13 protein-coding genes are annotated in these 13,561 nt (G+C 35.2%); 7 read left to right on the top strand and 6 right to left on the bottom strand.

The annotated features are described in order from the left end of the window. Position 1: 1 nt before the first annotated feature. Positions 2-1,189: a 6-bladed beta-propeller gene (locus IPZ78_RS03885; RefSeq protein ID WP_225551619.1), complete on the bottom strand. Its 1,188-nt coding sequence runs from the start codon at positions 1,187-1,189 to the stop codon at positions 2-4. A 200-nt stretch (positions 1,190-1,389) separates the two neighbouring features. Here IPZ78_RS03885 and IPZ78_RS03880 point away from each other — a divergent pair, with 200 nt between their 5' ends. From IPZ78_RS03880 to IPZ78_RS03855, 6 genes are all read left to right on the top strand, one after another. Next, positions 1,390-2,001: a fumarylacetoacetate hydrolase family protein gene (locus IPZ78_RS03880; RefSeq protein WP_225551618.1), complete on the top strand. Its 612-nt coding sequence runs from the start codon at positions 1,390-1,392 to the stop codon at positions 1,999-2,001. A 1-nt stretch (position 2,002) separates the two neighbouring features. Next, complete coding sequence (locus IPZ78_RS03875) at positions 2,003-3,724, top strand: M23 family metallopeptidase (RefSeq protein ID WP_225551617.1); 1,722 nt, start codon at positions 2,003-2,005, stop codon at positions 3,722-3,724. Positions 3,725-3,739: 15 nt separating this feature from the next. After that, positions 3,740-4,207 carry a thioredoxin-dependent thiol peroxidase gene (gene bcp / locus IPZ78_RS03870; RefSeq protein ID WP_225551649.1) on the top strand — a complete coding sequence of 156 codons (468 nt, stop codon included), beginning with the start codon at positions 3,740-3,742 and terminating at the stop codon, positions 4,205-4,207. A 40-nt stretch (positions 4,208-4,247) separates the two neighbouring features. Further along, a complete protein-coding gene (locus IPZ78_RS03865) occupies positions 4,248-5,717 on the top strand; it encodes a glycine--tRNA ligase (RefSeq protein WP_225551616.1) in 1,470 nt (489 codons plus the stop codon). A 112-nt stretch (positions 5,718-5,829) separates the two neighbouring features. Then, positions 5,830-6,369, top strand: coding sequence for a hypothetical protein (locus IPZ78_RS03860; protein WP_225551615.1), 540 nt, complete (start codon positions 5,830-5,832; stop codon positions 6,367-6,369). Between the two features lie 124 nt (positions 6,370-6,493). Then, positions 6,494-7,081, top strand: coding sequence for a hypothetical protein (locus IPZ78_RS03855; protein ID WP_225551614.1), 588 nt, complete (start codon positions 6,494-6,496; stop codon positions 7,079-7,081). Positions 7,082-7,114: 33 nt separating this feature from the next. On the opposite strand, the gene IPZ78_RS03850 is transcribed toward IPZ78_RS03855, so the two are convergent. Genes IPZ78_RS03850 through IPZ78_RS03830 form a run of 5 tightly spaced genes read right to left on the bottom strand, consistent with a single transcriptional unit; the run spans position 7,115 to position 11,930 of the window. Continuing rightward, on the bottom strand, positions 7,115-8,182 hold the full coding sequence (locus tag IPZ78_RS03850; RefSeq protein ID WP_225551613.1) for a M20 family metallo-hydrolase: 1,068 nt from the start codon (positions 8,180-8,182) through the stop codon (positions 7,115-7,117). Then, on the bottom strand, positions 8,175-8,975 hold the full coding sequence (proC, locus tag IPZ78_RS03845; protein ID WP_225551612.1) for a pyrroline-5-carboxylate reductase: 801 nt from the start codon (positions 8,973-8,975) through the stop codon (positions 8,175-8,177). Before proC ends, IPZ78_RS03850 begins: the two co-directional genes overlap by 8 nt. A gap of 19 nt (positions 8,976-8,994) precedes the next feature. Further along, positions 8,995-9,792, bottom strand: a complete 798-nt coding sequence (argB, locus tag IPZ78_RS03840; protein WP_225551611.1) for an acetylglutamate kinase — start codon at positions 9,790-9,792, stop codon at positions 8,995-8,997. 9 nt (positions 9,793-9,801) lie between these two features. Next, positions 9,802-10,767, bottom strand: coding sequence for a Rossmann-fold NAD(P)-binding domain-containing protein (locus IPZ78_RS03835; protein WP_225551610.1), 966 nt, complete (start codon positions 10,765-10,767; stop codon positions 9,802-9,804). A 29-nt stretch (positions 10,768-10,796) separates the two neighbouring features. Beyond that, positions 10,797-11,930, bottom strand: a complete 1,134-nt coding sequence (locus tag IPZ78_RS03830) for an aspartate aminotransferase family protein (protein WP_225551609.1) — start codon at positions 11,928-11,930, stop codon at positions 10,797-10,799. 311 nt (positions 11,931-12,241) lie between these two features. Between IPZ78_RS03830 and IPZ78_RS03825 the strand changes: the two genes are divergently transcribed. Then, complete coding sequence (locus IPZ78_RS03825) at positions 12,242-13,552, top strand: acetylxylan esterase (RefSeq protein ID WP_225551608.1); 1,311 nt, start codon at positions 12,242-12,244, stop codon at positions 13,550-13,552. The last annotated feature ends 9 nt before the right edge of the window (positions 13,553-13,561 follow it).

Below are 13,561 nucleotides of genomic sequence, written 5' to 3'. Positions count from 1 at the left end.
GTTATTTTAATTTGAAACGAACAAGAATTGGGTTATTATATCTCCCAAGATCAGCGTACTCCTTATGCATTGTATGCCCCTCCAATTTGGACTTGTCCTTAGCAGCGAGAACATGATGAGGAAAGATAAATGAATACAGATAATCACCGTCGACAAATAATTCATTTACATCAAAAAAATTGAGGTAATCATTTGACGCATCAGGAAGAATATTATCCAATCCATACGTTTGTTTTGTTTTCAAATTATAAACCAGCCACATCGGTTTATGAAATCGTTGCGCTTTAAAGATGAGGTAATCTTTGTAAGGGAACACATTATTCAACCCATAGACAACGTTATTGCTTTGGTCTAAATAATTATAGGTTTTCATAAAATCATCTGAACCCAAACCAGCTGCTTTTGCCTTTTCTAAATCAAAAGTATTACGTAGTGGCAACACGAGATCATAAATTTTGGCAATGCCTGCTGAATCTAATTCAAAAATTTTTGTATTGTAGCCAGCTGTTAAATAGGCTTTATCATTATGCACCTTGGATATATGATTAACTGTCAAAAATTGCTTAATCGTATCCAAAACATTGTACTTTAAAATCACAGAATCATTATACAAAAGAACATCTTGTTTTTTACGCTTTTCGGATTGATAAATGCCATAACACTTATACTTCGCATCACCAATCCTTATTTCATCTTGAACATATTGACCAAATCCATCATCTTTTACATTCTGATCTGAACGTGTTAATGTATCTACCAAATTACCCATTAGATCCACTCGTGCCCGAAAAGCACCATGCTCAAGAATAAAACCAGCACTATCCTTTTTTACTTCATAAAATAATGCCTTCTCTCCATAAGGAGATTTAAATCCGTCAATCTTAGTGATTTTTTTTAAAAATGAACCATCAGCATTATACAGATAAAAATAACCTTCATTACTTGTTACAAGACCTATTTTATTATCATGTATGACAATATCTGCTATATAATTAACTAAATTATTTTTTCCGCCCTGAAGTGGAATATATTCTAAGTCAGTTAACATGTCTGAAACTTTTCCGCCCTGCGTTTGCTCGAGCACAACACGTAGTTTTTCTACGGGTATTTTATCGTCATAGATAAGCCGTTGGCCATAGGAAATTTGAGCAGACAAAAAAGTAATGATAAAAAGAAAATAACTGCTCATCAATGATATGTTTTTAGGAAAATTATAATTTGGCTAATAGGTTACAGATCACTCAATCAACTGCAATTGAACATTTTAATCGCAACAAACTCATTGTCAATCAATATATAAAAAATAAACAGAAATTCAAAAACTTATCAATTATATCCACAAATCACTTCTTTCATTTTCCTTATCTTTGTGTAAAACATATATTCTTTATGAAAATTATTGCTATTGGTAGAAATTATATAGATCATGCTAAAGAATTAAATAATCCAGTTCCTGAATCCCCTGTTATCTTTATGAAGCCAGATACGGCGATATTAAAAGACAACAAGGATTTCTATTATCCGGAGTTTTCTTCAGACGTACATTATGAATGTGAATTGGTGTTTCGCATTTGCAATGAAGGAAAGCATGTGTCCCTAAAGTTTGCCCACAAATATTACGATGCTATTGGATTAGGTATAGACTTCACTGCACGTGATATACAGGCTAAACATAAAGAAAAAGGGCTTCCTTGGGAATTAGCTAAAGCATTTGATCATTCTGCTGTGATAAGTAATCTAATGCCAAAAGAAGAGTTTGAAAACATCAACAATATCAACTTCTCAATGAAAAGAAATGATATTGTTGTACAGTCAGGCAACTCCAAAGATATGATTTTTGATATTGACTCATTAATCGTATACATTTCGAAATTCATCACGCTACGAAAGGGAGATTTAATCTATACAGGAACACCCGTTGGAGTAGGATCTATACAAATTGGCGACAAATTTGATGGGTATATCGAAGACAAATTGATGTTTTCGACTCAAATTAAATAAAATGAAGAAATTGGCAATTTTGATGCTAGGTATTCTAGGAATTAATTCATTTACCCAAGCGCAAAATAAAAATATAATCACTTCTCGCACCTATCCACAAGGTTACTTTCGTAATCCTTTGAATATTGCAATGGATGCTTCGGGGACTTTTGGTGAATTGCGTAGCACACATTTTCATGCTGGTGATGACTACCGTACCCAGCAAAAAATAGGTCTACCTCTGCATGCAGCAGCTGAAGGATTTGTATCCCGCGTTCGTGTGCAAATTGGTGGCGGTGGCAATGCCGTTTATATTGATCATCCTAATGGATATTCGACAGTATATCTTCATATGGATTCTTTCAATGAAGTATTGACAAAACTTGTCAGAACTGAACAATACAAACAGCAAAAATTTGATGTAGATATCACGCTTGATCCGGATCAAGTAAATCTTACGAAAGGCCAATATATAGGTAGTGCAGGAAATACTGGGGGATCTGGTGGACCGCATTTACATTTTGAAATTAGAGATACCAAGACACAGCAACCATTAAATCCACAATTATTCGGACTAAAATTTTCGGATCGTTTCAACCCCACGATTAATAGCATTATGCTTTATGATTTGGAAAATAAAATGTTTGATGAATTCACGCCACGTAAAGGTTATGGCCTAAAAAGTATTGGTGCTGGCAGATATTCCTTAACACAGACATCACCGATTTCCGTAACTGGAAAATTCGGATTAGGAATCAATACAATAGATAGACATCGTGCTGGAGGATTCCAAAACGGAGTTTATTCAATAGAACTTTTTGTGGATGGTGATTTAATTTCATCAGCGGTATTTGAAGAATTAGATTTTAACACATCGCGTGCAATACATGCATATATCGACTATCCGCATTGGAAACGTTCAAAAGCAAAAATTCAAAAATCATTTAAAGACCCCGGCAATCCAATCGAAATTTTTAAAACATTAGATAATAACGGAGTAATTGAGTTATCAGAAAACAAAATTTACGCCGTAAAATATGTAGTCAAAGATGTTGCTGGAAATTGTAGCGAATTAGATTTCAAAATTGATTACAAAATTCAAATTGATTCTTTGCCACCTGCGGTTAAAGGTCAACTGTTCACCTATAACGCAGAAAATAATTTCTCAAAAGAGAATATCAAACTTCAAATGCCAAAAGGTGTTCTTTACAACGATTTAGACTTTATTTACACGGAAGATACGCAATTACCCAATACGTATTCTTCATTACATAAAGTGCACAATACATTGACGCCTTTATTTTCTACCTACTCGATTTCTATCAAACCGACAAATCTACCGCTACATTTGGAAAGTAAAGCATTATTAGCTTCAGAAGAAGGTGGAGCTGAAGGGGGTAAATTCGAAAACGGTTGGGTCACCGCAAATACACGAAACTTTGGAAATTTCTATGTCACAGTAGATACTATCGTCCCATCTATCGTAGCTCGCAATTTTTCAAACGGAAAAAATGTAGCTCGCCAAAACAAGATTGATTTTACCATTTCGGACAATTTTTCTGGAATTCAATCTTTTAATGGCTATATCGATGACCAATGGGTTTTGATGGAATATGATTCTAAAAATAGACACTTGTGGCATCGTTTTGATTCTTCTTTAAGTAAGGGAGAGCATACATTCAGATTGATTGTCAAAGATTGGAAAGACAATGAAAAAGTCTATGAGGCTAAGTTTATTAGATAGCAATAAAAATTAATTATTATGTCATTAGAAATAGGAACAAAAGCACCAGAAATAATTGCTAAAAATCAAAATGGTGAAACGATAAAGTTATCGGACTTCCAAGGCAAAAAAGTCATCCTATATTTTTATCCAAAGGATAATACACCTGGATGTACTACAGAAGCATGTAATTTCAGAGATAACTATCAATTTCTTCTTGGAAAAGGTTTTGAAGTTTTAGGTGTAAGTATAGACAGTGAACAGTCACATCAAAAGTTTATATCCAAATTTGAATTACCTTTTAATCTTTTGGCTGATGAAGACCAAAAAATTGTAAACGATTATAGCGTTTGGGTGGAGAAAAACATGTACGGTAAAAAATATATGGGAACAGCACGCACTACATTTGTTATCAATGAAGAAGGTCTGATCGAACACATCATCAAGAAAGTTGATAATAAGAATGCATCACAGCAGATTTTGGATTTGTATACAGACAAATAGCTGTTGACTTTTGATGTAGAATTTTATACTTTTACCCTTTATGAGCAAGCAAACAGACGACTTTTTCAAAAACATAGTTTCACACGCAAAAGAATACGGTTTTGTGTTCCAATCGAGTGAAATTTACGACGGTCTTAGTGCCGTATATGACTACGGTCAATTGGGTTCTGAATTAAAAAACAACCTTAAAACATATTGGTGGAAATCCATGGTGCAATTGAATGAAAATATTGTAGGTATCGATGCCGCAATTTTCATGCATCCTACTACTTGGAAAGCTTCAGGGCACGTAGACGGATTCAATGACCCAATGATCGACAATAAAGATTCTAAAAAACGTTACCGTGCAGATCAATTGATCGAAGATAAAATCGATCGTTATGAAAAAGACGGTAAATCTGATAAAGCAGCACAATTACAACAAGATCTTGATAATGCATTAAACGCTGACGATTTAGCACGTTTAAAAACTATTATCGAAGATCACAATATTGTATGTCCTATTTCGGGAACAAAAAACTGGACTGATGTACGTCAATTTAACTTGATGTTCGATACACAAATGGGGGCTATGGCTGATGGTGCGGAGAAAGTTTACCTTCGTCCGGAGACTGCACAAGGTATATTTGTAAACTTCTTGAACGTTCAGAAAACAGGAAGAATGAAAATCCCTTTCGGTATCGCTCAAATCGGTAAAGCTTTCCGTAATGAAGTAATCGCACGCCAATTCATTATGCGTATGCGTGAATTCGAACAAATGGAATTGCAATTTTTTGTTCGTCCTGGCACCGAGATGGAATGGTACAACAAATGGAAAGAAACGCGCTTGAAATGGCACTTAGCTTTGGGATCTAATCCAGAAAAATACCGTTACCACGATCATGCAAAATTAGCGCATTATGCTAATGCTGCTGTTGATATTGAATATGATTTTCCTTTTGGTTTCAAAGAAGTTGAAGGTATCCACTCCCGTACAGACTTTGATTTGAAACAACACCAAGAGTATTCAAAGAAAAAAATGCAATACTTCGATCCTGAGATCAACCAAAATTACATTCCTTATGTAGTGGAGACGTCAATCGGCTTGGATCGTTTATTCTTAACAGTATTTGCTAATTCATTAGTACACGAAGATCTGTCGACAGAAGAAAAACAAGATTCACGTGTAGTTTTGAAATTCCACCCTGCGATTGCTCCTGTAAAAGCTGCTGTATTACCGTTGACTAAAAAAGATGGTCTTCCAGAGAAAGCTCGTGAGATCATGGCAAAACTAAAATTGGATTACAATATTCAATATGATGAGAAAGATGCAATCGGTAAGCGTTACCGTCGTCAAGATGCAATCGGAACTCCTTATTGCATCACTGTAGATCATCAATCATTAGAAGATAATATGGTAACTATTCGTCACCGTGACTCTATGGAACAAGAGCGCGTAGCTATCGATCAATTATCATCAATAATCGGAGAGCGCGTGAGTTGGACTAACTTACTAACACAATTGATTTAAGAAAGCTTTTATTGGTTATAAAAAAGGTCTCCTATTAACAGGAGACCTTTTTTTGGTTTAAATTTTAAACATAAAAGAAATTAACTAAATTTAAACTACAAACTTTAACACCATGAGAACTATCACACGAACAAAAATCAATTCATTAGTTTTTATCTTTTGTGCAACACTACTATTTTTAGGCTGTTCCAAAGACAACAATACACCCGAAACTTCTAAAGAAGCTTATTTTAAATTTAAACTAAATGGGGTGCAAAAAGAATATAAATATCATATCAATGCAAACGATCCTCCTAGTGAAAAAGTTATTCATTTCGTAACGATAGCAGCTTTCGAGAGCAATAACATTGCAACGTCGACTTCATTAGGCTTTCAATTGGTCTCGGATAAAGGGGCACAAATAGGAACATACCTCAATAACAACGCTAATGGAGACCAATTACACGCGACCTATGCCATCCAAAATGTCAGTAATGGACAAATAACAGGAACAACAACTTATAACACAAATGAAACCCCATTTACATTTCAAATCACTAGCCTTACAAAATCGGGAGTGAAGGGAAAATTTAGCGGCAAATTAAAACTATCAGGGGGATCTGAAATTTTAGATGTTACTGAAGGTGAATTCTCAGCTCCATATAACTACTAATTAGATTGCAAATAGCTCCATAGCTACAAAAAACATTAAAATGCAGCAGTATCTTGGCTACCCCTTATTTGTTACTTAGTTTTGTTCAAATTAAACATTCTACATCATTAAGAGTCCAAGAGGTATGAAAAATATTATTGCTAAAATTCTTTTTATTTCCAGCATAGTTACTGGAACGGTCTTCGCAAGTAATGCACAAATTGTCAATCGAAAAATAGATACTTTAAATAATAAAATTGACACCGTCAATGTGACTAGAATCGCTGCAGATAAACAAAAGGCTATTGATAACCAACGAACACAATCTGAAGCTGAACGAAAAAAAATTGAGAAGGCAGAAAGAGATGCTTTAAAAGCGACTCAAAAAGCGGAAAAAGAAAAAATAAAAGCTGAAAAGGAAGCTATAAAACGTCAAAAAGAAATTGAAAAACAAGCTAAGAAGCTAGAAAAAGCAGAAAAAGAAAGAGCAAAGGCGGCAAAAAAATACGACAAAGCGGTAGCAAAAATTGAAAAAATCGAAAATAACATCAAAAAGCAATCTTCCAAAATTGAAAAGATGGAAGATGATTTAGATAAAAAAATACGCAGAAATAGAATTTCTGACATTGACAGAGAAAAGGAAATTATCAAAATCAGTAAACAACAAATAAAACTAAAAGAATTAGAAAGAGATTTTGATAAAGCTGAAAGAGAAGTCAAAAAGTTAAGATAAAGAATAAGGAGATCAGATTGATCTCCTTATTCTTTATAATACTTTACCTAAAAGTTGTACGTAAAAGCTGATACCATCCTCAATCTCTTTGAGATAAATAAATTCATCCGCAGTATGTGAGCGTGCAGAATCACCAGGACCGACTTTAATAGATGGAATTGGCAATAACGCTTGATCACTCATTGTTGGGCTGCCATACATCTTTTTACCTAACGCTATACCTGCCTGTACGATTGGATGATCAACAGCAATTGTTGATGGATTCAAGCGTGTAGAACGTGCTACGACATCAGATTTAACATGAGACTGAATGATCCCAAGCACTTCTACATTGGTATATACCTCCGTAGTACGCACATCCACGACATATTTACATTCTGCTGGAACGACATTATGTTGTGATCCCGCATTGATAACCGTCACCGACATCTTCACTGGTCCTAAAAAAGTTGATTCATTTGGAAATTTATAGGAATTAAACCAATTGATATCCTCAATCGCTTTATAAATCGCATTAACGCCTTCTTCACGTGCAGCGTGTCCAGATTCGCCGAGAGCTGTGCAATCCAAGACCATTAGACCCTTTTCTGCTACCGCCAAATCTAAAAGAGTTGGTTCGCCCACAATAGCAAAGTCACATGCTACAACATGTTTATAAGCTTCCTCAATTCCTTCTTTACCTGAAATCTCCTCTTCTGCGGATACAATCAAACACAAATTATAAGCTAAATTTTCATCTTCATAATAATATAAAAATGTCGCTATCAACGAAACCAAACAACCACCAGCATCATTAGCCCCTAAGCCAAATAATTTTTCATCTTCCACAATAGCCTTGAATGGATCTTTTGTGTAGCCAGAATTCGGTTTTACAGTATCATGGTGGGAATTTAAAAGAATTGTAGGCTTTGATTCATCAAAATACTTGTTGTACGCGATCACATTATTCCCTATCTGATTATTCGAAATACCACGCTCGATAAGAAAAGTACTGATGCAATCCGCCGTTTGATCCTCCTCCCTACTAAAAGAAGGAATCTCTATCAGCTGTGCCAATAGAGATTTACTATCTTGAATAAGTTGATCTATATTTTTATTCATTATATAGTCCGCCAGCCTTTTTAGCCGACAATTTGATTCCTTTAATAAAAGCAGAACTCAAGCCATTATGCTCCATTTCGTTCAATCCAGCAATAGTACATCCTTTTGGAGAAGTTACTTTGTCTATCTCACTTTCTGGGTGGCTATGTGTTTGCAACAGTAAATCGGCTGCTCCTTTCGCTGTTTGTATAGCCATTTTCAGAGCGTCGTGAGCGTGAAATCCAATTTCTACTCCACCTTGGGACGCTGCACGAATAGCTCGTAAGAAGAAAGCTATACCACATGCACACAATGCTGTGGCAGCAGTCATTAGATCTTCATTAATAACAATAACAGAACCTACTGCCTCGAACAATTTTTCTACTTTATTGACTGCTTCATCACTTGCATTTTCAGTAGCAATACACGTCATAGATTGTCCAATTGCTATAGCGGTATTAGGCATTGCACGTACCACAATTTTATCATGCCCCAAAATTTCCTTTACATCATGACAAGAAACACCCGATGCTACAGAAACAATAACTTGATGAGGTAATACCGTTGGAGCAATATCCTCCATTACCCTTTTTATTTGTTGTGGAAGAACAGCTAAAACTACGATTTCAGCTCCTTTGATAGCCTCTGAATTATCCGCACTCACACCAAAGCCAAAAGCTACCTCTTCTGACAAAGAAGCCAAATTTCTGCGCGTAAGTATAATATCTTCAGCCTCATACATATCCGATTTTACTAGCCCTTTGGCGAGAGAAAATCCAATATTTCCTGATCCAATTATTGTTATTTTGCTCATGATTTAGGTTTGTTGATGGTTATTTGTTTATCAAGCAGGTACCAAATTTTTGTTGTTGAAATAAATGCAAATTAGAAGCATTACCTACGTAAACTGATTTAACGCCCTTATTAATCGCGTCAAACGCGTTTTGTAACTTTGGTATCATACCATCACTTATTATTCCACGTTCTTTATATTTATCAAAGTCGCTTGAAGTGATATTTTCTATTACCGAATTTTCATCATTAACATCCAATAACACACCATTTTTCTCAAAACAGTAAATTAATGAAGTTTCGTAATGATCTGCCATTGCTGTAGCTAATGCAGAAGCAATCGTGTCTGCATTCGTATTTAACAATTGTCCTGATCCATTATGTGTAATTGCTGAAAACACAGGGGTAAAACCAGCATCCAAAAATTTTTTAATAGCTAAAGAATTTACTGAATCTGCTAATATATCTCCGGCATAGCCGTAATCTATTTCTCTTACAGGACGCTTAACCGCTTTAATCACATTACCATCAGCACCACTCAAACCAATAGCATCACATGTATATTTCTGTAATAAAGCTACTATATTTTTATTAGTAAGACCTGCATATACCATCGTTACTACATCCAGCATATCCTTGTCTGTAATACGACGACCTTCAACCATCTTAGCCTCTAACCCCAATTTAGACGCCAATCGCGTAGCAATTTTACCACCACCATGGACAAGTATTTTTTTTCCAGGAATCGCGGCAAATTTTTCTAAGAAAGTTTCTAATTGAATATCATCATCAATTACATTTCCACCGATTTTAATAATATTCAATGTACTATTCGACATATATTTTACTTATTTATTTAGACTTTCTAACATTCTCTTTAATACAACCTGTGCTGCCCAAACACGATTACTCGCTTCTTTAATTACTAATGAATTTGGCCCATCCAATATTTCAGATGAAAGCTCTAGATCACGACGCACTGGCAAACAGTGCATTACTTTAGCATCATTAGTAAATTTTAATTTTTCATTATCCATCATCCAATTTTCAGAAACAGGGTATACCTGTCCATATTCTTTGTATGAAGACCAGTTTTTCACATAAACGAAATCTGCACTATTTAATGCCTCTTGTAAGTTATTCGTAATTGTAGCACCTGTTGTAAATTCTTCGGCCAAATCATATCCTTCAGGGTGTGCAACAGTAAAATCTACCAAGCCTTGTTCTTGTGCTTTTGACATCCATTCAGCAAACGAATTTGGTACCGCTTGCGGAAGTGCTTTAACATGGGGAGCCCATGCCAATACTACTTTAGGTTTAGCTACTTTCTTATGTTCTGTGATCGTAATTAAATCAGTCAAACTTTGTAATGGGTGACGCGTCGCACTTTCTAGAGATACTACTGGTACTCCACAAAATTTCATGAATTTATTAAATAAATCTTCGTTATAATCAGCTTCCTTATCTTTTAATGAAGGAAAAGAACGTAAGCCCAAGATATCACAATACTCACCCATTACCGCTGCCGCTTCACGAATATGCTCTACAGTTGTGCCATTCATTACGACTCCATCTTGTGTCTCTAGTGCCCAGCCATCTTTGTCCATATTCATGACCATGACATTCATACCAAGGTTTAGAGCAGCCTTTTGTGTACTCAAACGCGTACGAAGACTTGGGTTCAGAAAGACCAAGCCTAACATTTTGTGTTTACCTAATGACTCATTTGCATTAGGATATGCTTTTAGTTCTAAAGCTTCTTTGACGATAGCATCTAAGCTGTCAACATCAGCTACTGAAAAAAATCTTTTCATTGATAAATTACCTATGAATATGTGTATTGTTAAGCTTTTAGACGTTCGTCCAAAGCTGTTAAAAATCTATCTGCAATTTCCTTTGTAATATTCAATGCTGGTAGAATACGAATCACATTTGGTTTAGCCTCGCCTGTGAAGATTCTATTCTTCAACAGTAAATCTTTCTTAACATGTGCAAATTCAGCCGGTAAATCAATTCCGATCATCAACCCACGACCTCTCACCTCTTGCACTTTATCAAACTTTTTCAATTCTTCGATCAAATAAGAACCTACAGAAGCTGCATTTGCTAATAGATTATCTTTCTTTATTATATCCAATACCGCTACCGCTGCTGCACAAGCCAAATGATTACCACCAAATGTAGTACCTAACAAACCGTAGGATGCTTTAAACTTAGGAGAAATTGAGATCCCACCTATCGGAAATCCATTACCCATACCCTTTGCCATCGAATAAATGTCCGCATCTACACCAGCATAATCATGTGAGTAGAAATCACCTGTACGACCATAGCCACATTGTACTGAGTCAGCAATATAGACTGATCCATATTGATCACACAAAGAGCGAATTAATCGTAAAAATGAAACGGATGCTTCGCGAATACCACCAACACCTTGGATACCCTCAATAATAACAGCAGCAATTTCATTCCCATATTCAGCGAAAGCTATAGCTAAAGCCTCCTCATCATTGAAAGGAAGAAAAACTACATTTTCAGTTTCATTTATTGGAGCAACGATTGAAGGATTGTCCGTAGCAGCTACAGCTAATGATGTACGACCATGAAATGACTTACTAAAAGCTATAACTTTCTTACGCCCTGTATGAAAAGAAGCCAATTTCAGTGCATTTTCATTTGCCTCAGCTCCAGAATTACACAAGAATAACGTATAGTCTTCCTTTCCAGAAACTTCACCTAACTGTTGAGCTAACTGCTTTTGAATTGGGATTTCTATTGAATTTGAATAGAATCCAATATTATTTAATTGTTCTGTAATACGCTGTACATAATGTGGATGTGTGTGTCCTATAGAAATAACAGCATGACCTCCATAAAGGTCTAAGTATTCATTACCTTCCGAATCCCAAACTGCTAAGCCATCTGCCTTAACAATATTGATGGGATTAATTGGGTAAACATTAAATAAATTCATTTTTTATATATTTTATGGCAATAACAATATTAAATAACATCCTTAGCAAATATACTCAAGTGTCTATAAAAAGACCTACTTTATCTTTTATTTTTACATTACATCTTCAATAAATTACCTCTAATATTTTACATATGGTGCATACTCCGAAGGAAGCAAGTTGTAACCTTACAGTATGATTACTAATTAATTCCGAGATTTCACCCTTACAAGACGACTTAAGGAGATAAAACATGAAATACTTTTTCATATTGAATCACAAAATATTGATATTAGAGCCTTTTAGTTTAACCAATACACTTATAAAATCTATGAAAAACAAAATCATTACAAAATTAATTTTGGTCATAGCATTGTGCTTTAGTGCGCAGGTACCCATGCTTGCCCAATCCAGAAGTAATCAGGCTATTCAGGTTATCGTAGCACCAGATAAAGCAGATTGGACTTACGCTCCTGGAGAAAAGATTAAATTCACTGCTACTGTTCTAAAAAATCATATCCCGATCAAAAATATAGAGGCATCCTATACAATTGGTTTAGAAAAAATGTCAGCTGACCAAAAGGGGAAAGTAAAAATCGACAAAGAAACAATTCAAATTGGAAAACAACTTTCTTTAGATACACCTGGATTTATACGTTGTAATGTAACGGTTAAAATTGATGGTGAAGAATACAGAGGTTTCGCTACAGCAGCTATATCCCCTGAAAAAATTCAGCCTACACAAACATTACCAAAAGATTTTCAAGAATTTTGGAATAATGAATTAGAAAAATCAAAAATACTACCTTTAGACATTAACTATACATTATTACCTGAACGTAGCACTTCAAACGTGGATGTCTTTCATATCAGCTATAAGAATATCGACAACAGTCTAATGTATGGAATATTAGCTAAGCCAAAAAAAGATGGTAAATATCCTGCTATCTTACATGTCCCTGGCGCTGGAATAAGACCATATGCCGGAATTATTGATCTCGCCGAACAGGGTTTTGTAACACTGCAAGTAGGAATTCATGGTATATCCGTAATAAATGATATAAGCTTATATAATAATCTATCGACAGGGGCCTTACGCGGATATCAATACAATAATTTGGATAATAAAGATACTTACTACTATAAAAGAGTATATATAGGCTGCAGTCGAGGAGTAGATGTATTGGCATCCCTAAAAGAAGTTGACCCCTCAAATATCGTCGTATGGGGCGGAAGCCAAGGAGGAACTTTAGCTATAACAACGACTGCACTAAATAAAAAAGTAAAAGGCTTGGTAGCTCTTTATCCTGCTATGTGTGACTTGACAGGATATTTACATAAGCGTGCTGGTGGCTGGCCTCACATGTTTAATGAATCCAATGTTACTACGATGGCAACACAACAGAAAATTGAAACTTCAGGATATTATGATGTTGTTAATTTTGCTCGTCAAATAACTGTACCTGGATTTTACACGTGGGGATATAATGATGAAACATGTCCCCCTACCTCATACTATGCAGCTTACAATCAAATAAAATCATCTAAAGAGCTTTATTTAGTACAAGAAACAGGACACTGGACTTATCCAGAGCAGTACACAAAGATTAATAATTGGGTTAAAGACTTTGTCAAGAAATAACCTGCTAAT

Source organism: Sphingobacterium bovistauri, from assembly GCF_020295405.1.
Classification (GTDB): domain Bacteria; phylum Bacteroidota; class Bacteroidia; order Sphingobacteriales; family Sphingobacteriaceae; genus Sphingobacterium; species Sphingobacterium bovistauri.
The sequence above is the reverse complement of the archived record's forward strand: the minus strand, read 5'-3'. Positions and strand labels throughout refer to the sequence as shown.